The organism is Pseudomonas sp. FeS53a (assembly GCF_000931385.1).
Lineage (GTDB): Bacteria > Pseudomonadota > Gammaproteobacteria > Pseudomonadales > Pseudomonadaceae > Metapseudomonas > Metapseudomonas otitidis.
The window spans coordinates 19,457-39,538 of sequence record NZ_JYFT01000014.1; the positions used below are offsets into that span (position 1 = coordinate 19,457).

The following is a 20,082-nucleotide window of genomic DNA, read 5'->3' on the forward strand; positions in this document are numbered from 1 at the left end:
CACCTGCATTCCGTTCCCGTATCCCTACCGACGCCGAGGTCTTCCCATGCGCATCGTCCAAGCCACCCTGGAGCATCTGGACCTGCTGAGCCCGATGTTCGTGAAGTACCGCGAGTTCTACGGCGAGCTGCCCTTCCCGGACTCCTCGCGCAAGTTCCTGGAGACCCGCCTCAAGCGCAAGGAATCGGTCATCTACCTGGCCCTGGCCGATGACGAGGACAAGCTGCTGGGCTTCTGCCAGCTCTACCCGAGCTTCTCCTCGCTGTCGCTCAAGCGCGTGTGGATCCTCAACGACATCTATGTCGCCGAGGACGCCCGTCGCCAGCTGGTGGCCGACCGCCTGCTGCAGACCGCCAAGAAGATGGCCAAGGAAACCAACGCCGTGCGCCTGCGGGTGTCCACCAGCGTCGGCAACGAAGTGGCGCAGAAGGTCTACGAGTCCATCGGCTTCCGCGAGGACAGCCAGTTCAAGAACTACATCCTGCCCATCGGCGACTGAGCCCGTTCCTCACAGGCCCAGCCCCCACCACAACCCGATCACCACCGGCACCACCAGCAACCCCGCCAGCGCCAGGCGCACCTTGCGCCCGTCGCGCGGCGTGGGGGCCTGGCGCGCGGCCTGCAGGGCCCGTTCCAGGGCTAGCTGGAACTCCGAAAGCGCCTCGAAGCGCGCCCGCGCCTGGGGCGCCAGGGCCCGCGCCAGCACACCGTCCCAGCCCTCCGGCAGCCCGGCGCGAAAGCTCGCCAACGGCACGTAGCGGCTGGCCTGCCCGCCCTCGGGGCGCGCCACTTCGGGCCATTGCCCACTGAGCATCCAGTAGCACAGCGCGGCCAGGGCGAACTGGTCGGCCGAGCCGTCCGCCGCCCGCCCATGGCGCAGTTCCGGGGCCAGGGGCACGGCCTGGGCCGGGACCGATTGGCGCTGCACGCCGGGGAGGATCGCGGCGAACTCCGGCAACAGCAGCACCCGGCTGTCGTCCCCCACCAGGATCTGCCGGGGGTTCAGCCACAGCCCCTGCATGCCGCGCCGCTGCAAGGCCCGCACCGCTTCGATCAGCTGGCACAGCAGGGCGACCAGGGTCGCAGGCGGCAACGGTCCCTGGCTGCCGATCCAGTCCGCCAGGCTGCGCACGCCGGCCGGAGGCGGCTCGAACAGGAGAAAGGCATGCCGGCGCGGCCGGTGGGGCGACAGCACCTGGGGCAGGCTGGCCACCGGGCTGCGCCGCAGCACCCACTCGCGCTGCCAGAAGGCTTCGTCGGCCGGGCCTTCGGCCAGCCACAGCAGGGCCTCGCGCCCGATGTCGTCCCGGGCGCGGAACAGCCGGCCGGGCGGCCCGTAGGCGCAGGCGGCCTGGAGCGTCCAGCCGTCCACCTGCAGGCCGGGCGCGGCATCCAGCACCGCCGGCCAGCTGTTGCCCGGGGTGGGTGCCGGCAACTGGTCGGCGGCACCGGGCAGCAGCACGGCCGCCGCACCGGGGGCCGCCAGCAGCGGTTCGAGCACCTCCCCCAGGCGCCCGGGGGCGAGTTCGGCGCAATCGGCCTGGAAGCGCTGCAGGTCGGCCACCTGCAGCAAGGGCTGTGGTGCCAGCAACAACGGCTCGCCCATGCGCAGCGGCAGGCTGTGCTGCACCACCGCCAGCTCGGGCTGGGCGCCCAGGCCGCCCTCGTGGCCGGGCAGTTGCTCCAGCACGCCGCGATGGACCCGCGCCAGGCCCACGGCACCGGCCTGGAGGAAATGCAGCTGGCCGTCCTGCGCCAGCACCAGGCCGGCGCTCAGCTCAGGCAGGCGTGCGCCGGCCTGGCCGTGCTTGTAGAGCCGCAGGTTGAGCGCCGCCAGCACCTGGCGGGCGGCCTGCACCTCGCTCCAGCCCTCCGGGGTGCAGGCGTAGTCGGCGAACAGGGCGTCCAGGTGGTGGTCCAGCACCTGCACCACATCGGGGCACTGGCGGGCCCAGAGCAGCACCAGCATCAGCGACGGCGGCCGCCCCCGATGCCCGGCCACCCAGGCCGCCCGGGCACGGGCGGCCTGCTGGGGCAGGTCCGGCCCGTGGCCCTGGGCCAGGCYCAGGGCGGGGTGTTCCAGCAGTTGCAGCGCCATGGGCGGGCCTCCATCGGAAAACTGCGGAAACATCTGCAGCCTTCATGCCGGAAAACCCACGACGGAAGCTCGCCGCTCGCCCAGCCCTTGCCCCTATAATGCCGCTCGCCCGGCCACCGGCCGCCTCCGTTTTCCCGTTCAAGGCGCCCCATGGAATTCAACCCGATCGACCTGGTCCTGCACCTGGACCAGTACCTGAACCTGCTGGTCACCAACTACGGCCCCTGGATCTACGCCATCCTCTTCCTGGTCATCTTCTGCGAGACGGGCCTGGTGGTGACGCCCTTCCTGCCGGGCGACTCCCTGCTGTTCATCGCCGGCGCGGTGTGCGCCAACGGCGCCATGGACCCGGTCCTGCTGGCGCTGCTGCTGATGAGCGCCGCCATCCTCGGCGACAGCACCAACTACCTGATCGGCCGCACCACGGGCGAGCGCCTGTTCAGCCGGCCGAACTCGAAGATCTTCCGCCGCGACTACCTGGAGCGCACCCACGAGTTCTACGACCGCCACGGCGGCAAGACCGTGACCCTGGCGCGCTTCCTGCCCATCGTGCGCACCTTCGCGCCCTTCGTCGCCGGCGTCGGGCGCATGCCCTACGGCCGCTTCGTGGCCTTCAGCGTCGCCGGCAGCATCCTCTGGGTCGGCGGCCTGGTGACCCTGGGCTACTTCTTCGGCAACGTGCCCTTCATCAAGCAGAACCTCTCGCTGCTGGTGATCGGCATCATCCTGCTGTCGCTGCTGCCGATGATCATCGGCTTCCTGCACCGTCGCCTGCGCCCGGCCGAAGCCGGCGACGCCCCGCACAACTGACCGCCACCCCATGGGCTTCTTCCGCGACTGGCGGCGCCGCCGCATCCTGGCCCGCCACCCGGTGGACGACGCTCTCTGGGCCGAGGTGCGCCAGGCGCTGCCGATCCTCGATGGCCTGGACGCGGAGGAAGACGCCCGGCTGCGGGAGCGCAGCGTGCTGTTCCTCGCCGAGAAGCACCTGAGCCTGCTGGGCGACCTGCAGCTCGACGCCCGCGAACGCCTGCTGCTGGCGGCCCAGGCCCAGCTGCCGCTGCTGCACCTGGAGGAATTGGGCTGGTACCAGGGCTTCCACGAGCTGGTGATCTACCCCGACGACTTCGTCAGCCCCCAGCGACACCGCGACAGCGCCGGCGTGGTCCACGAATGGGACGACGAGCGCAGTGGCGAAGCCTGGCATCAGGGGCCGGTGGTCCTGGCCTGGCCTGGCATCCAGGCCAGCGGCGGCTGGGAAGGCTACAACCTGGTGATCCACGAACTGGCCCACAAGCTGGACATGCTCAACGGCGACGCCAACGGCCTGCCGCCACTGCACCGCGACATGCGCCAGTCGGACTGGGCCGATGCGATGCAGAGCGTCTACGACGAACTCAACGCCCGCCTGGACAAGGACGAGAACGCCGAGCTGCCCATCGACCCCTACGCCGCCGAAGACCCGGCGGAGTTCTTCGCCGTCACCAGCGAATACTTCTTCACCGCCCCCGACCTGCTGCAGGCCGCCTACCCCGGGGTCTACGCGCAATTGCGGCTGTTCTACCGGCAGGATCCGGGCGCCCGACTGGCCCGCCTCCAGGCCGAGGATCCGGCCTACCGGGACACGACCAACGGATGAGCACGGCGGCGTAGCAACGCCCCCTGAATGTGCATATAATCCGCCCACTTTTTTTGGCCCATTCCAGGGAGTCGACCATGAGCTACAGCAAGATCCCGGCTGGTAAAGACCTGCCGAACGACATCTACGTCGCGATCGAAATCCCGGCCAACCATGCGCCGATCAAATACGAAATCGACAAGGACAGCGATTGCCTGTTCGTCGACCGCTTCATGGCCACCCCGATGTTCTACCCGGCCAACTACGGCTACATCCCCAACACCCTGGCTGACGACGGCGACCCGCTGGACGTGCTGGTCGTGACCCCCTACCCGGTCGCGCCGGGCTCCGTCATCCGCGCCCGTCCGGTCGGCGTCCTGCACATGACCGACGAAGCCGGCGGCGACGCCAAGCTGCTCGCCGTTCCCCACGACAAGCTGTCCCAGCTGTACGTGGACGTGAAGGAATACACCGACCTGCCGGCCCTGCTGCTGGAGCAGATCAAGCACTTCTTCGAGAACTACAAGGACCTCGAGAAAGGCAAGTGGGTGAAGGTTGAAGGCTGGGGCAACGCCGACGCCGCCCGCGCAGAAATCACTAAAGCGGTTGCGGCTTACCAGAAGTAAGCCCCGACCTCTCAAGGAAAGCCGGCCACAAGCCGGCTTTTTTATTGCCCGCATTCCGGGACTGCGCTGCCCGACCCGCCTCATCAGCGCGACGGGGGCACTCGGCAGCCTTAGGGAGCACCGACGCCCCAAACGCCCATCGGACGACCCGGACGCGGCCCCCCTTGTGGATCGGGTAAGATGCGCCGCTTTCCGCCGCCAGACGCCACGCTCACGAGGTCCTCACCGTGCTATCCCCCCAGGTCATCATCATTGGCGCCGGTGCCGCCGGGCTGATGTGCGCCATGAGCGCCGCCGCGCGCGGACGCCGCGTACTGCTGCTGGACCACGCCAACAAGGCCGGGAAGAAGATCCTCATGTCCGGGGGCGGCCGCTGCAATTTCACCAACCTGTATTGCGAGCCGGCGAACTTCCTCTCCCACAACCCGCACTTCTGCAAGTCCGCCCTGGCACGCTTCACCCAATGGGACTTCATCGCCCTGGTGGCCAAGCACGGCGTGCCCTACCACGAGAAAAAGCTCGGCCAGCTGTTCTGCGACCACAAGTCCAGCGACATCCTCGGCCTGCTGCTGGAGGAGTGCGAGCAGGCGGGCGTGGACCTGCGCCTGAACACCTCGGTCAGCGAGATCAGCCACCACGAAGGGGGCTACCGCCTGGAGACCAGCCAGGGCCCCGCCCAGTGCGAATCCCTGGTCATCGCCACCGGCGGGCTGTCCATCCCCACCCTGGGCGCCACCGGCTTCGGTTACCAGGTGGCCCGCCAGTTCGGCCATACGGTGCTGCCCACCCGCGCCGGGCTGGTGCCGTTCACCATCACCGATCCGCAGTTGAAGGCCCTGTGCGAGGCCCTGTCCGGCACCTCGGTGGAAGACTGCCGGGTCAGCTGCAACGGGCAGAGCTTCGTCGAGAACATCCTCTTCACCCACCGCGGGCTCAGCGGGCCGGCGATCCTGCAGATCTCCTCCTACTGGCAGCCCGGTGATGTCGTCAGCATCGACCTGCTGCCCGCCCTCGACCTGCCGACCTGGCTGGCCGAGCAGCAGCGCGAGCGGCCCAACAGCGAGTTGAAGACGCTGCTGGCCGAGCTGTTCACCAAGAAGATGGCCGGGCTGCTGGCCGAGCAGTGGTTCACTTCCAAACCGATGAAGCAATACAGCCCCGGCGAGCTGAAGGCCATCGCCGAGCGCCTGGGCAACTGGCAACTGGTGCCGGCGGGCACCGAGGGCTACCGCACGGCGGAGGTCACCCTGGGTGGGGTGGACACCCGCGAGGTGTCATCCAAGACCCTGGAATCGCTGAAGTCCCCCGGGCTCTACTTCGTCGGCGAGGTGCTGGACGTCAGCGGCCACCTGGGCGGCTTCAACTTCCAGTGGGCCTGGGCCTCCGGCTACGCCGCCGCGCAGTACGTGTAGGGCCGCGCGAGCGGGGCGTCACGCGTCGCCTTCGCCCCCGCGCCGCAGCAGGTAGGTGTCCATGATCCAGCCGTTGGCCTCACGCGCCGCCTGGCGTACCCGGGCGATGTCCTCGGCCACGTCCTTGAGCTTGCCGGCCACCAGTATCTCGTCCGGCGTGCCGACGTAGGCCCCCCAGTAGATGTCGAGGTCCGGCGCGTTCAGGCGCCGGTAGGTGTCCTCGGCATCGAGCATCACCACCACGCTGTCGGCATGCGCCGGGAAGCCCTCGGCCAGGCGCCGCCCGGTGGTGATCTCGATGGTTCCGCCGATGCGGTTCAGCGGCACCTTGTGGCGCGCGGCCAGCGCCTGGACGCTGCTGATGCCGGGGATGACCTCGTACTCGAAGGCATGCCGGCCGTCCCGCAGGATGGCCTCGAGGATGCGGATGGTGCTGTCGTACAGGGCCGGATCGCCCCAGACCAGGAAGGCCCCGCATTCGTCCTCGCCGAGGTCGCCGATCAGGCGCTCGAACACCTGCTGCTTGGCCAGGTTCAGGTCCTTGACCGCCACGCCGTAGTCGCCGCCGCGTTCGCGCTCCGGGCTGCCCGCCTCGACGAAGCGGTAGTCGCGGTCCTTGATGTAGCGCTCGCAGATTTCCCGGCGCAGGTGGATGAGTTTTTCCTTGCTGATGCCCTTGTCCAGGATGAAGAAGACGTCAGCCTGGTTGAGCGCGTTGATGGCCTGGATGGTGATGTATTCGGGGTTGCCGGCACCGATGCCGATGATCAACAGCTTCTTCATGGAGAGACCCTCACGCGTTCGCAGGGCCGACATGTTGATGGCAAAGCCCCGACGAGTGAAGGATTTTCACCGCCCCAATTCATCGCCGCTGCTTCGCCGCCAGGTGCCCCTTGCCAGCCACCGGCCGTCGCCGCAGCGGCCTGCCGCGTGCCTACCGGGCAGCCACGCCTGGGCACTGGCGGCCAATTCCCCTATCCTTCCCGCCGGCGAACCCACTGCGGCATCGGCTACCGGTCAGCGGACCGGTCCCTGGCGCGCCCGCCCTCCTCGCTCCCGTCACGTCCCCCGAGTGTCTGCCTGCACGCCCTGGCCAGGGCCATGCGGATGACCGACGGGCGCCCCGGAGTCGCCCCCTTCACCGTTCCACCCTTTCTTACGCTGGTGCCCCTGCATGGAAATCAAGGTCAATTTTCTCGACAACCTCCGCCTCGAAGCCAAGTTCGACGACTTCACGGTGATCGCCGACCAGCCGATCCGCTACAAGGGCGACGGCTCGGCGCCGGGGCCTTTCGACTACTTCCTGGCCTCCTCGGCCCTGTGCGCGGCGTACTTCGTCAAGCTGTACTGCCAGACCCGCGACATCCCCACCGACAACATCCGCCTGTCGCAGAACAACATCGTCGACCCGGAGAACCGCTACGCGCAGATCTTCAAGATCCAGGTGGAGCTGCCGGCCGACATCTCTGAGAAGGACCGCCTGGGCATCCTCCGCTCCATCGACCGCTGCACGGTGAAGAAGGTGGTGCAGCAGGGCCCCGAGTTCATCATCGAAGAGGTGGAGAACCTCGACGCCGACGCCCAGGCGCTGCTGATCCCCACCAGTAGCGGCCAGCGCACCTGCATCCCCGGCAAGGACCTGCCGCTGGAAGAGACCATCGCCAACCTCTCCGGCCTGCTCGCCGGGCTGGGCATGAAGATCGAGATCGCCTCCTGGCGCAACATCGTGCCCAACGTCTGGTCGCTGCACATCCGCGACGCCAGCTCGCCGATGTGCTTCACCAACGGCAAGGGCTCGACCAAGGAAAGCGCCCTGGCCTCGGCCCTGGGCGAGTTCATCGAGCGACTGAACTGCAACTTCTTCTACAACGACCAGTTCTGGGGCGAGGACATCGCCAACGCCGACTTCGTCCACTACCCGAACGAGCGCTGGTTCAAGCCCGGCCCGAAGGACGCCCTGCCGGCCGAGATCCTCGACGAGCACTGCCTGGCGATCTACAACCCCGACGGCGAGCTGCGCGGCTCGCACCTGTACGACACCAACTCCGGCAACACCGCGCGCGGCATCTGCTCCCTGCCCTTCGTGCGCCAGTCCGATGGCGAGACGGTGTACTTCCCGTCCAACCTGATCGAGAACCTCTACCTCAGCAACGGCATGAGCGCCGGCAACACCCTGGCCGAAGCCCAGGTGCAGTGCCTGTCGGAGATCTTCGAGCGGGCGGTCAAGCGCGAGATCCTCGAAGGCGAGCTGGCCCTGCCGGACGTGCCCCAAGCCGTGCTGGCCAAGTACCCCGGCATCCTCGCCGGCATCCAGGGCCTGGAGGAGCAGGGCTTCCCCGTGCTGGTCAAGGACGCCTCCCTGGGCGGTGAATTCCCGGTGATGTGCGTGACCCTGATGAACCCGCGCACCGGCGGCGTGTTCGCCTCCTTCGGCGCCCACCCCCGCTTCGAAGTGGCGCTGGAGCGCAGCCTCACCGAGCTGCTCCAGGGGCGCAGCTTCGAGGGCCTCAACGACCTGCCGCAGCCGACCTTCGAAAGCCACGCGCTGACCGAGCCGAACAACTTCGTCGAGCACTTCATCGACTCCAGCGGCGTGGTGTCCTGGCGCTTCTTCAGCGCCAAGGCCGACTTCGAATTCGTCGAGTGGGACTTCTCCAGCCAGGGCGAGGACAGCAACGCCGAGGAGGCCGCCACCCTGTTCGGCATCCTCGAAGACATGGGCAAGGAGGTGTACATGGCGGTCTACGACGACCTCGGCGCCAACGCCTGCCGCATCCTCGTGCCCGGCTACTCGGAGATCTACCCGGTGGAGGACCTGGTCTGGGACAACACCAACAAGGCCCTGCTGTTCCGCGCCGACATCCTCAACCTGCACCGCCTGGGCGACCGCGAGCTGAAATCGCTGCTGCGCAACCTGGAGAACACCGAGGTCGACGACTACACCGACATCACCACGCTGATCGGCATCGAGTTCGACGACAACACCGTGTGGGGCCAGCTGACCGTGCTGGAGCTGAAGCTGCTGATCCACCTGGCGCTGAAGAAATTCGAAGACGCCAAGGAGCTGGTGGAAGCCTTCCTCCAGTACAACGACAACACCGTCGACCGCGGCCTGTTCTACCAGGCCCTGAACGCGGCGCTGGAAGTGACCCTGGACGACGACCTGGACATGGCCGACTACGAGACCAACTTCCGCCGCATGTTCGGCAACGAGCGCATGGATGCGGTGCTGGGCTCCCTGGACGGCAGCGTGCGCTTCCACGGCCTGACCCCCACCAGCCTGAAACTGGAAGGGCTGGACCGCCACCAGCGCCTGATCGACAGCTACAAGAAGCTGCACGCCGCGCGGGCCCGCGCAGCCGCTGCGCGGGGCTGAGCCCCTGGCGGGCGCCTCTTCCCCGGAGGCGCCCTACCAGCGCAACAGACGGGGGCCGAGCWCGGCCCCCAGCACGGTGGGCAACAGCATGCCCAGCAGGTACCAGACACCCCAGAACGGCACGTCCATCTCCGGGCAGTGCAGGCTGTAGGCCAGCGCCGACGTAGCGCCTGCCAGCAGGCCGGCGGCCGCGCCGGCCTGGCCCAGGCGCACCGGCGCCAGGCCCCGCAAGGCCCAGGTGATGGCCGCCAGGGTGGGCACCGCCAGCAGGCCGATGTTCAGTGCGCAGGTGCGCCAGGTGCGGCCCAGCACCAGCTCGGGCCGGGCCTCGGCGGGCACGCCGGCCAGCGCCACGGCGCCACCGACCCATACCAGCGCCACCGGCAGGGCCAGCAGGCCCCAGGCCACCCCGCCCTTCACCCCCGGCCGCGCCAGGCGGCTGCACAGCCACAACGCCAGCAGCGCCAGGCTGCCCGGCAAGGCCAGCTTGGCCCAGAACAGCGGGGTGCCGGCCACTTGCGCCAGGTCCGGGCGTACGCCGTACAGGCTGGCCATCAGCAGCAGTGCACCGAGGGCCCCGCCCAGCAGGGCCAGGCCGGTGCGCCGCGCCAGGGCGCCGGTGTCGACGCCCGGGTCAGCGGTGGCCAGGAGGCTGATCAGGTCATCGGTCTTCATCGTTCTGCGTTCCTCGAATCAGGGCCGCCAGGGCCTTCAGGCCCCGGTGGATGTTCACCTTCACGGCGGAGCTGGACTGCCCGGTAAGGCGCGCCGTCTCCTCCACCGACAGGCCGTCCAGCTTGACGTGGACGATGGGCAGGCGCTGCCGGTCGGGCAGTTGCCCGAGCAGCCGCCCCAGGTCCCGCCGTGCCTCGGCGGGCTCCCCATCCTCCACGGCCAGCAGCGTCTGCTCGCTGTCCTCCAGCGGGTCCTGCAGGGCCTCGCGGCGGGCGAACCCACGGAAATGGTCCGCCAGCTTGTAGCGGGCGATGGCGTAGACCCAGGCCGTCAGCGGCTGGTCGGCGCGGTAGGTGTGGCGGGCGTTGTGCACCGCCAGCAGCACCTCCTGCAGCAGGTCCTCCACATCGGTCGGGCGGCTGGCCAGGCGATGGCGGAGAAAGCCCCGCAGATAACCGCCCAGTGCCGTGAGAAAGCCCCGGTAGGCCGCCGCATCACCGGCCATGCCGCGCAGCAGCAAGCCCTGAAGCTCGGCTTCGCGCTGGTCCAGGGTGGCCTGAGGGTCAGTTCGTGACATGGGCGGGTCGGGTTACACCGGGGGTCGGGAAAAGTGGCTCGGGGCGACGAACGGCAGGCAAGGGTCCGTCGTGGCGGCGGTTTTTAATACGTTAGGAGGCGCCAGGGCAAATCTCCACACCCGCGCATGCGCACGCCCGCAGGCGCTCCAGGGCCCAGCCGGTGCGGTGTTGGCAGGCGTGCAAAAAAATTTCGAACCCCCTGTAACCGTTTCCGCAAGGCCGACGAACTCTCTCACGAGCCGGCGACGCAGCGTCGCGGCCATCCCACCTTTCGGAGAGATTCCATGAAAACCATCGCCCTCACCACCGCCGCCCTCGCCCTGGCCTCCCTCGCCGGTGCCGCCTTCGCCGACGACATGAGCGCCAAGCCCGCCGGGGCCATGGAGAAATGCTACGGCGTGGCCATGGCCGGCCAGAACGACTGCAAGGCCGGTGCCGGCACCAGCTGCGCCGGTAGCTCGAAGAAGGACTACCAGGGCGACGCCTGGAAGAACGTTCCCGCCGGCACCTGCACCTCGATCAAGACGCCTCACGGCATGGGCTCGCTGACCCCGATCAAAGGCTGAGTGGAGCGCCGACCATGTCCGTCACCCACCGCCTGGGCGCCGGCCTGGGCCTGAAGCCAGCGCACTTCGCCGAGGCCCTGGCCTACGAGGCCGAGGGGCTCTGGTACGAGGTGCACCCGGAGAACTACATGGTCGGCGGGCCACGCCTGGCCTGGCTGGAGCGGGTGGCCGAACGCCACCCGCTATCGCTGCACGGGGTGTCGCTGTCCCTGGCAGCCGATGCCCCGCCGGATCCGGCGCACCTGGAGCGCCTGCGCGAACTGGCCGACCGGGTACGGCCGGTGCTGGTGTCCGAGCACCTGGCCTGGTCCGCCTGGCGCGGCCAGTACCACCCCGACCTGCTGCCCTTCCCCCGTACCCTTGAAGCGCTCACGCGCATCGCCGACAACATCCAGCGCACCCAGGACGCCCTGGGCCGCCCCATTGCCGTGGAAAACCCCAGCCACTACCTGCGCCTGGACGGCCACGCCTTCGACGAGATCGACTTCCTCGCCGAGCTGAGCCGGCGCACCGGCTGCGGCCTGCTGCTGGACCTGAACAACGTCCACGTCAGCGCTCACAACCTGGGCTTCGACCCGCTCGCCTACCTGGACCGCTTCCCCGCCGAGGCCGTGGTGGAACTGCACCTGGCCGGCTACAGCGAGGACGCCAACGGCCCGTTGCTGATCGACAGCCACGACGCCCCGATCGACGACGCCGTGTGGGCCCTGCACGCCCACCTGATGCAACGCATCGGCCCGCGCCCGACGCTGATCGAGCGGGACGACAACCTCCCGGCCTTCGCCGAACTGCTGACCGAACGGGCACGCGCCCAGGCCCAGCTGCAACGTGCGCGGGAGGCCGCATGAAGCTCGCCGAGTTCCAGGACGCCTTCGTTGACGCGCTCTACCAGCGCCCCCACCCCGGCCTGGAAGCGCTCAGCGCCCAGCCGGCGTTCGCCGTCTACCGCAACACCGTGATCAAGGGCTGCGTGGATGCCCTGTGCGACAACTTCCCCGCCGTCCAGCGCCTGGTCGGCGAAGCCTGGATGCGCGCCGCCGCCGCCCACTTCGCCGAGCAGCATCCCCCGCAGGACGCGCGTCTGGTGCACTACGGCGCCGGCTTCGCCGACTTCCTCGACAGCCTGCCGGCCACCCGCGAGCTGCCCTACCTGTCCACGGTGGCGCGCCTGGAATGGCTCTGGCTGGAGGCCTTCACCGCACCGCTGGAACCGGCATTGACCCTGGCCGGGCTGGCCGGCCACGACCCGGCAGCGCTCGATGCCCTGTGCCTGCGCCCCCGGGCCGGCGCACGCTGGCGCTGGTTCGACGAGCAGCCAATCCACACCCTCTGGCACTGCAGCCGCGAAGGCCTGCCGCTGCCCGAACCCCTGCCGTGGCACGGCGAAGGCGTGCTGCTGGTGGCCTCGCCCGAAGGCGTACACAGCAAAGTGCTGGGCCCCGGCGGCTGCACCTTCCTCGACGCCTGCGCCGCCGGCCTCCCCCTGGGCGAAGCCGCCGCCCAGGCCCTGGCCCGCGAACCCGCGCTGGACTTCACCGAACTGCTGGGCCGGCTGATGGCCCTCGGCACCTTCTCCCTCCTCGATTGAAACGGAGCCCCCATGGCCATCACCCTCCCCGCCCGACCGTCACGCTGGAACCGCCTGGCCGACGGCCTGCAACGCCTGCTGCCGGATGCCCTCCTCTATCTGCTGGTGCGCGTGGGGATCGCCTCGGTCTTCTTCCTCTCCGGCCGCACCAAAGTAGAGGGGCTGCTGAACATCACCCCCGGCACCTACGAGCTGTTCCGCAGCGAATATGCCCTGCCGCTGCTGCCGCCGGAGCTGGCAGCGCACCTGGCCACCTACGCCGAGCACCTGTTCCCGCTGCTGCTGGTGCTGGGCTTGGCCACGCGCCTGTCGGCCCTGGCCCTGCTGGTCATGACCCTGGTGATCCAGGTGTTCGTCTACCCGGACGCCTGGTCCACCCACCTGTCGTGGGCGGCCCTGCTGCTGGTGCTGGTGGGACGTGGCGCTGGCGCCTGGTCCCTGGACCGGCGCCTGGGCCTGCGTTGAAAGGGCGTCAGGTGTACTTGGTGAAAATGGCGCGGACCCGCGCCAGGGTGGCCTCGGCATCCTGGCCGGATTCGGCGAAAGCCTCCTCCAGCAGGCAGGCCAGCATCTCCTGGTAGGCCTTGTCGAGTGCCTTGCGGGCGGCGCTGAACTGCACCGCGATGGTTTCGCATTCCTCGCCCCGGCGGATCATCGCCTGCAGGCCACGGACCTGCCCCTCGACACGGGCAAGGCGGTTGAGCATGGCTTCCTGGGGCGTGGTGTCTCGCTTTCGGCTCACGGTGGGTGTCCATCAGGGCTGGCGGGGGTATCACGGCCACCGAAGCGGCGGGCGTGGGGCCGATGTTAGCGCCGCCCAGGCTCGGCAACCAGCACCCTGCGTACGCCGTTCGGCGGACGCCACCTCCACATCACGGGCCTTTCCACACGCCATACCCAACCGGGTATGGCGACGAAACGCAGCCAACCGTGCCCTGCGGATTCGCCAGACCGGGAAACCTCGGCTTAAGTGAGTAGAGCAACCGCCGATAGCCCAGTAGTCCACCGACGGGGAGTCGAATCATGTCCATTCGCAGTTACCGCGTTTCCACCCGGATCGGCGCCGGTTTCGCCGCTCTCGTCCTCCTGCTGCTGGCGGTGGGAGCCGGCTCGCTGTGGCAGATGGGGCACATGGATTCAAGATCCGAGGAAGTCCAGACCAACTGGCTGCCCAGCATCATCGCCCTGGAAGACGTGGGCATGAGCGCCATGCAGATGCGCAACGCCACCCTGCGGGCCTACATCGACTACAACCCGCAGACCCGCCAGCGCGTCATGGACGAGCGCACCAGGCTGGCGGGCAAGGAAGACACCTACCGCCCGCTGATCTCCAGCCCGGAGGAAAAGGCCACCTACGAGCGCTTCGCCACTGCACGCCAGGCCTACCAGGAAACCCAGGGCAAGATCTTCGACATGCTCGACGCCGGGCAGAAGGACCAGGCCCTGCAACTGGTGAACGTGGTACTCAACCAGCACGGCGGGGAGATGACCGAGGCGTTGCAGGCGCTGGTCGAACTCAACAAGAAGGGCGCCACCAGTGCCGCCGATGCCAGCGGCGCGGCTTACCACGAGGCTAAATTCCTGGTGCTGGTGATCCTCGGCGGCGCCCTGGGACTGGCCATCGTGCTGGCGGTGGTGCTCTCGCGCAGCGTGGTGCGCCCGCTGGCCCAGGCGGTGGGCGTCGCCCAGACCGTGGCCGCCGGCGACCTGACCCGGCCGATCCCCATCGAGGGCCGCGACGAAGCCACCCAACTGATGGAAGCCCTGCGCGCCATGCAGGACAGCCTGCGCCGCACCATCAGCCACATCACCGACTCCTCCGCCCAGCTCGCCTCGGCCTCCGAGGAGCTGCATGCAGTGACCGAGGACTCCACCCGCGGTCTGCAACAGCAGAACCACGAGATCGAACAGGCCGCCACCGCCTGCAACGAAATGAGCGCCGCCGTGGACGGCGTCGCCCACAACGCCTCCATCACCCTCGACGCCTCGCGCCAGGCCGACACCGCCGCCCATGAAGGCAGCCGGCAGATGACCGACACCGTCCAGGCCATCAGCGCCCTGGCCAACGAAGTGAACACCAGCGCCGAACGGGTTGGCAGCCTGGCCCGGCAGATGCAGGAGGTGGGCAAGGTGCTGGACGTGATCCGCTCCATCGCCGAGCAGACCAACCTGCTGGCCCTCAACGCCGCCATCGAGGCCGCCCGTGCCGGAGAGCAGGGCCGCGGCTTCGCCGTGGTGGCCGACGAGGTGCGCCTGCTGGCCCAGCGCACCCAGGAATCCACCCTGGAGATCGAGCAGATGGTCGGTCGCCTGCAACAGGAAGCCACCAGCTCCGTACAGACCATGCAGGACAGCTCCGAACTGGCCCGCGACACTGCCCAGCTGGCCGAGCGCGCCAACCAGAGCCTGCAGGAAATCTCCCGCACCATCGCCGCCATCAACGAGCAGAACGTGATGATCGCCAGCGCCGCCGAAGAGCAGGCCGCCGTGGCCCGCGAGGTGGACCGCAGCCTGGTCAATATCCGCGAGCTCTCCGTCCAGACCGCCGCCGGCGCCCAGCAAACCAGCGCCTCCAGCCAGGACCTGTCGCGCCTGGCCGTCGACCTCAACCGGGTGGTGTCCTCGTTCCGCCTCTAGCAGCCGCGCCATTCGTCGGAAACCTCCTACGCCCCGGCCCGCCCAACGGCGGCCGGGGTGCGCGGCCTGTCGCTGCAAATACGCGGCATTTGCCATCAAAAAGCCACCAATCAGTTCCTTCAACGCGAAGCGGTGACGGGATAACCGCGAATTTTCCGCCTATACCTTCTGTACCGCTGGCCCGGGCGCGACCAAGGTCTACCTGACCGCCCTGCGAGCCGGCGGGATGATCAGCAGGCGAAGCCCCGATTCGAAGGGCCGTGGAGCAACCTGATGTTTTCCGAGATCCCCTCCGATGCACGGGTCGTCATCGTCGACGATGTGGCCCACAACCTGAAGTTGCTGGAGTGCAGCCTGAAGGCCTTCAAGCTGCGCAACGTCGTGTGCTTTTCCGACTCCGCGGAGGCGCTGAACTGGCTGCAGCGCGAATCCTGGGACCTGCTCCTGCTGGACCTGGACATGCCCCAGCCCGACGGTTTCGCCATCCTCGAGGCCCTGGCCAACCGCGACCGGGCACGGACCCCGGTGATCATCCTCACCGCCCTCAACGACCCGGAGAACCGCCGCCGTGGCCTGGAACTGGGGGCCAACGACTACGTCACCAAGCCCCTGGACCTGCCCGAGCTGCTGCTGCGCATCCGCAACTGCCTGCACCTGGCCCGGGCCACCGAGTGCCTCCAGCACCTCAACGATCACCTCGAACAGGAGGTGCGCGAGCGCACCGAGCAACTGAACGAAAGCTACCGCGCCGCCATACGCGGGCTCAGCCGGGCCGCCAGCTACCGCGACGACGAGACCGGCGAGCACATCCTGCGCATCGGCCGCTCCGCCGCCCTGCTGGCCCGCACGATCGGCATGTCGGAAACCTGGTGCGAAACCATCCGCCTCGCCGCCCCCATGCACGACCTGGGCAAGATCGGCATCCCCGACCACATCCTGCGCAAACCCGGCCCCCTCACCGACGAAGAGCGCCGGACCATGATGAAACACCCCGACATCGGCTACGGCATCCTCCACGAGGAGCGCGGCACGCTGCTGATCGACATGGCCGCCGAGATCGCCTACGGCCACCACGAGAAGTGGGACGGCAGCGGCTACCCGCGCGGGCTGGCCGGGGAAGACATCCCCCTGGCGGCACGGATCGTCGCCGTCTGCGACGTCTACGATGCCCTGCGCTCCCCACGCCCCTACAAGCAGGCCTGGGACCTGGAGCGCGCCCAGGCCCACATCCTCGAGCAATCCGGACGTCACTTCGAACCGCGCCTGGTGGAAGCCATGCGCGCCTGCTTCGACCAGATCGAAGCCGAACGCCAGCAGGAGCAGATCCGCCTCTGACCGCCGCGATTGTTACGCCCTGCGGAAAAGCCCTTCCTCCGCCCACGGCTTTTTCCGCAGCGGCGCGCGGGTTCTCATAGTGGCCTGTTCCACAGCCTGGAGAACGCCATGCGCACCCAACCCACCTTCCTTATCGGCGCCCTGCTCGCCGGCCTCGCCACCAGTGCCCTCGCCGCACCGCCGAAGCCCGTGCCGTACACCTACGGCATGGACCTGGACGTCGCCAAGGTGCTCAGCATCGAGGAGCCCCACCCGCTCACCTGCCAACTGGTGGAAGCGACCATGACCTACCTCGACACCCACGGGCAGACCCGCGCCGTCACCTACACCAAGCAGTCCGACGCCTGCCTCGCCGAGTGACCTTGCGCTTTGCCCCAGGCCGCCCAGGTGCGTAAGCTCGCGCCTTTTTGCGGGGCTCCATGACGCTTGCCGACTGCTTCCTCCTGCTGCTCGCCGGTTTCGCCGCCGGCGGCATGAACGCCCTGGCCGGGGGCGGCACCTTCTTCTCCTTCCCCGCCCTCATGGCCACCGGCCTGCCGCCGGTCACCGCCAATGCCACCAACGCCATCGCCCTCTGGCCCGCCAGCCTGGCCGCCAGCTGGGCCGCCCGCGAGCAGTTACGCCCGCTCGGGCACTACGTGATCCCCCTGGTGCTGCTCTCGGTGCTGGGGGGCGTGGCCGGTGGGCTGCTCCTGCTGGCCGGCGGCGATGCGGTGTTCCGCCGGCTCATCCCCTGGCTGCTGGCCGCCGCCACCCTGCTGTTCGCCGCCAGCCCCTGGCTGAGCCGCTGGGTCAACCGCCACCGCAGCGCCGACAGCCTGCCGCCCCACGGCCTCGGCGGCGGCCTGGCCCACACCCTGGTGGCCATCTACGGCGGCTACTTCGGCGCCGGCATGGGCATCCTGCAACTGGCGGCCTTCTCCATCGAAGGGCACCCCCTGTTGCGCGCCAACGCCCTGAAGAACCTGCTCTCCAGCACCATCTACAGCACCGCCGTGGTCACCTTCGTCCTCGCCGGCCGGGTCAGCTGGGCCGAACTGGCCGTCCTGCTGGCCGCCGCCAGCGCAGGCGGCTACGCCGGCGGCGCCCTGGCCAAACGCCTGCCCACCGCCTGGCTGCGCGCCTGGGTCATCGCCGTCGGCACCGGGATGACCGCCTACTACTTCCTCAACCCCTGAAACCCGGCGCCCCGTAGGGTGGATCGCGCTCCATCGATCCACCGCTTCCGGGAGCACCCATCGCCCTGCGCGGCCACCGAACCCACCCCGCTACGACCACCGTCGATTGCCCGCAAGGCCGCGCCTCTGCTAGTGTCCGCCCGTTCTGAAATCCCCCGAGACCCCTCCATGGCCCGCAAGAAAGCCACCCCCGACTTCGAACAGTCACTCGCCGACCTGCAAGCGCTGGTCGAACGCCTGGAAAGCGGCGAACTCTCGCTCGAAGACTCGCTGAGCGCCTTCGAGCAGGGCATCCGCCTGACCCGGGAATGCCAGGGCGCCCTGAGCCAGGCCGAACAGAAGGTGCAGATGCTGCTGGAGCGCGACGGCGAGCTGGAGGAAGCCCCCTTCGACGCGGACGAGCCGGCATGATCGCCGCCTACCAGGCCCGCTGCCAGGCGCGCGTCGACGCCGCCCTGGAAACCCTCTTCGACGCCCCCTCCAACGAGCTGGACCGCCTCTACCAGGCCATGCGCTACAGCGTCACCAACGGCGGCAAGCGCGTCCGCCCGCTGCTGGTCTACGCCGCCTGCGAAGCCCTCGGCGGCAACCTCGACCAGGCCGACGGCGCCGCCTGCGCGGTGGAGCTGATCCACGCCTACTCCCTGGTGCATGACGACCTGCCGGCCATGGACGACGACGACCTGCGCCGGGGCAAGCCCACCACCCACAAGGCCTTCGACGAAGCCTGCGCCATCCTCGCCGGCGACGGCCTGCAGGCGCTGGCCTTCGAAGTGCTGGCCGACCGCCGCCGCAACCCGCAGGACGGCGACACCCGCCTGGCCATGATCACCGCCCTGGCCCGGGCCTCCGGCCCCGCCGGCATGGTCGGCGGCCAGGCCATCGACCTCGGCTCCGTGGGCATCCGCCTCGACCAGGCCGCCCTGGAGACCATGCACCGGCACAAGACCGGCGCCCTCATCGAAGCCAGCGTGCGCCTCGGCGCCCTGGCCAGCGGCCGCGCCGACGACACCCTGCTGCGTGCCCTGCAGGTCTATGCCCGCGCCGTGGGCCTGGCCTTCCAGGTGCAGGACGACATCCTCGACGTGGAAAGCGACACCGCCACCCTCGGCAAGACCCAGGGCAAGGACCAGGCTGCCGACAAGCCCACCTACCCCGCCCTGCTCGGCCTCGACGCCGCCAAGGACTACGCCCTGGAGCTGCGCGACCAGGCCCTGCACGCCCTGCGCCCCCTGGGCGAGGCCGCCGAGCCGCTGCGCGCCCTGGCCCGCTACATCGTCGAACGCCGCAGCTGATCGACAGCCCCGCACCCCGGGTGCGGGGCCTGGCCCCTCGGCAGGAAATGCCGGCCGGACCAGCGGCCACCTTCCCCCTCGTGAATACGCAATTGCGCGCCCCTCCCCGGGGCGCCCGGCCTCTGGCGTCCGTCGAACGGGCCGGGCTAGGTTCACTGCCCAAGGCCGCCCGGGACCGGCGGCCGACGGGCCGAACCCTCCCGACAGCCAGCCTCCGGCGTATGCACGATGCAGCTCGAATGCCTTTCACACGCCCCGGACCTGCCCAGCCTGCTGCGCTGCCTGGAGCAGGTCGCGCCGCTGCTGGACGCGATGCCGGACGTGGTGTTCTTCGTCAAGGACCTGGACGCCCGCTACGTGCTGGTCAACCAGACCCTCGCCCAGCGCTGCGGCTTCAGGGACAAGGCGCCGCTGCTGGGGCGCACCGCCGAGGACGTGTTCCCGCGCCGCTTCGGCCACCTCTACACCGAGCAGGACCGCCAGGTGCTGGAAGCCGGCGACCAGCTCAGCGACCAGCTGGAACTGCACCTCTACCCCGGCCGCAAGCCCGGCTGGTGCCTGACCCACAAGCTGCCCCTGCGCGACCCGGCGCAGCGGGTCATCGGCATGGCCGGCATCTCCTACGACCTGCAGGCGCCGCAGTCCAGCCACCCGGCCTTCCAGCGCCTGGCGGCGGTGGACGCCCACATCCGCGAGCACTTCGCCGAGCCCATCAGCCTCGATGAACTCACCGCCATCGCCGGGCTCTCCGCCTCCCAGCTCGGCCGCCTGTGCAAGCGCATCTTCCAGCTCAGCCCCAGGCAGATGATCCACAAGGCGCGCCTGGGCGCCGCCACCCAGCTGCTGGCCGGCGAGCTGCCCATCACCGAGATCGCCTACCGCTGCGGCTATGCCGACCACAGCGCCTTCAGCCGCCAGTTCAAGGCCCTCACCGGGCTCTCCCCGAGCCAGTACCGCGAGCGCTGCCGCGCCTGAGGCCGGTCGCCCGGCTGTGCCGAACCGCGCACCGCAACCGGGCGAATCGATCAAGCCACCCGCCCGCGCCCCGTTCACAGTAGGCCCATCCACGGGGTGCAACGACACCCCGGGGCGGCCCGCCC

At 69.3% G+C, this 20,082-nt stretch carries 22 protein-coding genes and 1 pseudogene; 18 read left to right on the forward strand and 5 right to left on the reverse strand.

What is annotated here, in order from left to right:
- Window positions 1-46 precede the first annotated feature (46 nt).
- Window positions 47-499 (forward strand): GNAT family N-acetyltransferase, encoded by a 453-nt coding sequence (locus SZ55_RS05150; RefSeq protein ID WP_044402397.1) that lies wholly within the window; start codon window positions 47-49, stop codon window positions 497-499.
- A gap of 9 nt (window positions 500-508) precedes the next feature.
- Here the strand turns inward: SZ55_RS05150 and SZ55_RS05155 are convergent, their stop codons facing one another.
- Window positions 509-2,098, reverse strand: coding sequence for a protein kinase (locus SZ55_RS05155; RefSeq protein WP_044402400.1), 1,590 nt, complete (start codon window positions 2,096-2,098; stop codon window positions 509-511).
- Window positions 2,099-2,248: 150 nt separating this feature from the next.
- On the opposite strand from SZ55_RS05155, the gene SZ55_RS05160 reads away from it, so the two are divergent.
- The 4 genes from SZ55_RS05160 to SZ55_RS05175 all read left to right on the forward strand — a co-directional run bounded on the left by SZ55_RS05160 (window position 2,249) and on the right by SZ55_RS05175 (window position 5,754).
- Entirely contained in the window at window positions 2,249-2,908 is a 660-nt protein-coding gene (locus SZ55_RS05160) for a DedA family protein (RefSeq protein WP_044402402.1), read from the forward strand.
- A gap of 10 nt (window positions 2,909-2,918) precedes the next feature.
- Entirely contained in the window at window positions 2,919-3,737 is an 819-nt protein-coding gene (locus tag SZ55_RS05165; protein WP_044402405.1) for a zinc-dependent peptidase, read from the forward strand.
- A gap of 77 nt (window positions 3,738-3,814) precedes the next feature.
- Window positions 3,815-4,342 carry an inorganic diphosphatase gene (gene ppa / locus SZ55_RS05170; protein WP_044402408.1) on the forward strand — a complete coding sequence of 176 codons (528 nt, stop codon included), beginning with the start codon at window positions 3,815-3,817 and terminating at the stop codon, window positions 4,340-4,342.
- 227 nt (window positions 4,343-4,569) lie between these two features.
- Window positions 4,570-5,754: an NAD(P)/FAD-dependent oxidoreductase gene (locus SZ55_RS05175; RefSeq protein ID WP_044402411.1), complete on the forward strand. Its 1,185-nt coding sequence runs from the start codon at window positions 4,570-4,572 to the stop codon at window positions 5,752-5,754.
- A gap of 18 nt (window positions 5,755-5,772) precedes the next feature.
- Here the strand turns inward: SZ55_RS05175 and cobF are convergent, their stop codons facing one another.
- A complete protein-coding gene (gene cobF / locus SZ55_RS05180) occupies window positions 5,773-6,537 on the reverse strand; it encodes a precorrin-6A synthase (deacetylating) (protein WP_044402414.1) in 765 nt (254 codons plus the stop codon).
- A 391-nt stretch (window positions 6,538-6,928) separates the two neighbouring features.
- Here cobF and SZ55_RS05185 point away from each other — a divergent pair, with 391 nt between their 5' ends.
- Window positions 6,929-9,130, forward strand: a complete 2,202-nt coding sequence (locus tag SZ55_RS05185; RefSeq protein WP_044402417.1) for an OsmC domain/YcaO domain-containing protein — start codon at window positions 6,929-6,931, stop codon at window positions 9,128-9,130.
- Window positions 9,131-9,163: 33 nt separating this feature from the next.
- Here the strand turns inward: SZ55_RS05185 and SZ55_RS05190 are convergent, their stop codons facing one another.
- Both SZ55_RS05190 and SZ55_RS05195 read right to left on the reverse strand, forming a co-directional pair.
- Window positions 9,164-9,805, reverse strand: a complete 642-nt coding sequence (locus tag SZ55_RS05190) for a DUF1109 domain-containing protein (protein ID WP_044402420.1) — start codon at window positions 9,803-9,805, stop codon at window positions 9,164-9,166.
- Window positions 9,792-10,382, reverse strand: a complete 591-nt coding sequence (locus SZ55_RS05195) for a sigma-70 family RNA polymerase sigma factor (RefSeq protein WP_044402425.1) — start codon at window positions 10,380-10,382, stop codon at window positions 9,792-9,794. The genes SZ55_RS05190 and SZ55_RS05195 overlap by 14 nt, the downstream gene beginning before the upstream one ends.
- Before the next feature lie 285 nt (window positions 10,383-10,667).
- Between SZ55_RS05195 and SZ55_RS05200 the strand changes: the two genes are divergently transcribed.
- From SZ55_RS05200 to SZ55_RS05215, 4 genes are read left to right on the forward strand one after another with little or no spacing between them, the layout of a single operon-like run.
- A complete protein-coding gene (locus SZ55_RS05200) occupies window positions 10,668-10,949 on the forward strand; it encodes a BufA1 family periplasmic bufferin-type metallophore (RefSeq protein WP_044402428.1) in 282 nt (93 codons plus the stop codon).
- 14 nt (window positions 10,950-10,963) lie between these two features.
- Complete coding sequence (gene bufB, locus SZ55_RS05205; RefSeq protein ID WP_044402431.1) at window positions 10,964-11,797, forward strand: MNIO family bufferin maturase; 834 nt, start codon at window positions 10,964-10,966, stop codon at window positions 11,795-11,797.
- On the forward strand, window positions 11,794-12,537 hold the full coding sequence (locus SZ55_RS05210) for an HvfC/BufC N-terminal domain-containing protein (protein WP_044402434.1): 744 nt from the start codon (window positions 11,794-11,796) through the stop codon (window positions 12,535-12,537). Before bufB ends, SZ55_RS05210 begins: the two co-directional genes overlap by 4 nt.
- Window positions 12,538-12,549: 12 nt before the next feature.
- Entirely contained in the window at window positions 12,550-13,002 is a 453-nt protein-coding gene (locus SZ55_RS05215) for a DoxX family protein (protein WP_044402437.1), read from the forward strand.
- Window positions 13,003-13,009: 7 nt separating this feature from the next.
- On the opposite strand, the gene SZ55_RS05220 is transcribed toward SZ55_RS05215, so the two are convergent.
- Entirely contained in the window at window positions 13,010-13,243 is a 234-nt protein-coding gene (locus SZ55_RS05220; RefSeq protein ID WP_044402440.1) for a metal-sensing transcriptional repressor, read from the reverse strand.
- 317 nt (window positions 13,244-13,560) lie between these two features.
- Here SZ55_RS05220 and SZ55_RS28995 point away from each other — a divergent pair.
- The 8 genes and pseudogenes from SZ55_RS28995 to SZ55_RS05255 form a co-directional block, all read left to right on the forward strand.
- Window positions 13,561-14,316, forward strand: a pseudogene (locus SZ55_RS28995) (MCP four helix bundle domain-containing protein); the annotation flags it as partial.
- Window positions 14,311-15,174 carry a methyl-accepting chemotaxis protein gene (locus SZ55_RS29000; protein ID WP_442963690.1) on the forward strand — a complete coding sequence of 288 codons (864 nt, stop codon included), beginning with the start codon at window positions 14,311-14,313 and terminating at the stop codon, window positions 15,172-15,174. The pseudogene SZ55_RS28995 and the gene SZ55_RS29000, both read left to right, overlap by 6 nt.
- 273 nt (window positions 15,175-15,447) lie before the next feature.
- Window positions 15,448-16,509 (forward strand): HD-GYP domain-containing protein, encoded by a 1,062-nt coding sequence (locus SZ55_RS05230; RefSeq protein ID WP_044402446.1) that lies wholly within the window; start codon window positions 15,448-15,450, stop codon window positions 16,507-16,509.
- Window positions 16,510-16,617: 108 nt separating this feature from the next.
- Window positions 16,618-16,869 (forward strand): DUF2790 domain-containing protein, encoded by a 252-nt coding sequence (locus SZ55_RS05235; protein ID WP_044402449.1) that lies wholly within the window; start codon window positions 16,618-16,620, stop codon window positions 16,867-16,869.
- Window positions 16,870-16,928: 59 nt separating this feature from the next.
- Complete coding sequence (locus SZ55_RS05240; RefSeq protein WP_044402452.1) at window positions 16,929-17,687, forward strand: sulfite exporter TauE/SafE family protein; 759 nt, start codon at window positions 16,929-16,931, stop codon at window positions 17,685-17,687.
- 168 nt (window positions 17,688-17,855) lie between these two features.
- Window positions 17,856-18,098 (forward strand): exodeoxyribonuclease VII small subunit, encoded by a 243-nt coding sequence (locus tag SZ55_RS05245; RefSeq protein ID WP_044402455.1) that lies wholly within the window; start codon window positions 17,856-17,858, stop codon window positions 18,096-18,098.
- Complete coding sequence (ispA, locus tag SZ55_RS05250) at window positions 18,095-18,982, forward strand: (2E,6E)-farnesyl diphosphate synthase (RefSeq protein WP_044402458.1); 888 nt, start codon at window positions 18,095-18,097, stop codon at window positions 18,980-18,982. The genes SZ55_RS05245 and ispA overlap by 4 nt, the downstream gene beginning before the upstream one ends.
- A gap of 228 nt (window positions 18,983-19,210) precedes the next feature.
- Entirely contained in the window at window positions 19,211-19,957 is a 747-nt protein-coding gene (locus tag SZ55_RS05255) for an AraC family transcriptional regulator (protein WP_044402460.1), read from the forward strand.
- The last annotated feature ends 125 nt before the right edge of the window (window positions 19,958-20,082 follow it).

What these genes read in the sequence shown, in the direction of transcription:
- SZ55_RS05230 (WP_044402446.1), top strand. Translation starts at nt 15,448, where the DNA reads ATGTTTTCCGAGATCCCCTCCGATGCACGGGTCGTCATCGTCGACGAT.
- SZ55_RS05150 (WP_044402397.1), top strand. Translation starts at nt 47, where the DNA reads ATGCGCATCGTCCAAGCCACCCTGGAGCATCTGGACCTGCTGAGCCCG.
- bufB (WP_044402431.1), top strand. Translation starts at nt 10,964, where the DNA reads ATGTCCGTCACCCACCGCCTGGGCGCCGGCCTGGGCCTGAAGCCAGCG.
- SZ55_RS05165 (WP_044402405.1), top strand. Translation starts at nt 2,919, where the DNA reads ATGGGCTTCTTCCGCGACTGGCGGCGCCGCCGCATCCTGGCCCGCCAC.
- ispA (WP_044402458.1), top strand. Translation starts at nt 18,095, where the DNA reads ATGATCGCCGCCTACCAGGCCCGCTGCCAGGCGCGCGTCGACGCCGCC.
- ppa (WP_044402408.1), top strand. Translation starts at nt 3,815, where the DNA reads ATGAGCTACAGCAAGATCCCGGCTGGTAAAGACCTGCCGAACGACATC.
- SZ55_RS29000 (WP_442963690.1), top strand. Translation starts at nt 14,311, where the DNA reads ATGCAGGACAGCCTGCGCCGCACCATCAGCCACATCACCGACTCCTCC.
- SZ55_RS05245 (WP_044402455.1), top strand. Translation starts at nt 17,856, where the DNA reads ATGGCCCGCAAGAAAGCCACCCCCGACTTCGAACAGTCACTCGCCGAC.
- SZ55_RS05200 (WP_044402428.1), top strand. Translation starts at nt 10,668, where the DNA reads ATGAAAACCATCGCCCTCACCACCGCCGCCCTCGCCCTGGCCTCCCTC.
- SZ55_RS05220 (WP_044402440.1), bottom strand. Translation starts at nt 13,243, where the DNA reads ATGCTCAACCGCCTTGCCCGTGTCGAGGGGCAGGTCCGTGGCCTGCAG.
- SZ55_RS05185 (WP_044402417.1), top strand. Translation starts at nt 6,929, where the DNA reads ATGGAAATCAAGGTCAATTTTCTCGACAACCTCCGCCTCGAAGCCAAG.
- SZ55_RS05195 (WP_044402425.1), bottom strand. Translation starts at nt 10,382, where the DNA reads ATGTCACGAACTGACCCTCAGGCCACCCTGGACCAGCGCGAAGCCGAG.
- SZ55_RS05235 (WP_044402449.1), top strand. Translation starts at nt 16,618, where the DNA reads ATGCGCACCCAACCCACCTTCCTTATCGGCGCCCTGCTCGCCGGCCTC.
- SZ55_RS05255 (WP_044402460.1), top strand. Translation starts at nt 19,211, where the DNA reads ATGCAGCTCGAATGCCTTTCACACGCCCCGGACCTGCCCAGCCTGCTG.
- SZ55_RS05210 (WP_044402434.1), top strand. Translation starts at nt 11,794, where the DNA reads ATGAAGCTCGCCGAGTTCCAGGACGCCTTCGTTGACGCGCTCTACCAG.
- SZ55_RS05160 (WP_044402402.1), top strand. Translation starts at nt 2,249, where the DNA reads ATGGAATTCAACCCGATCGACCTGGTCCTGCACCTGGACCAGTACCTG.
- SZ55_RS05240 (WP_044402452.1), top strand. Translation starts at nt 16,929, where the DNA reads ATGACGCTTGCCGACTGCTTCCTCCTGCTGCTCGCCGGTTTCGCCGCC.
- SZ55_RS05215 (WP_044402437.1), top strand. Translation starts at nt 12,550, where the DNA reads ATGGCCATCACCCTCCCCGCCCGACCGTCACGCTGGAACCGCCTGGCC.
- cobF (WP_044402414.1), bottom strand. Translation starts at nt 6,537, where the DNA reads ATGAAGAAGCTGTTGATCATCGGCATCGGTGCCGGCAACCCCGAATAC.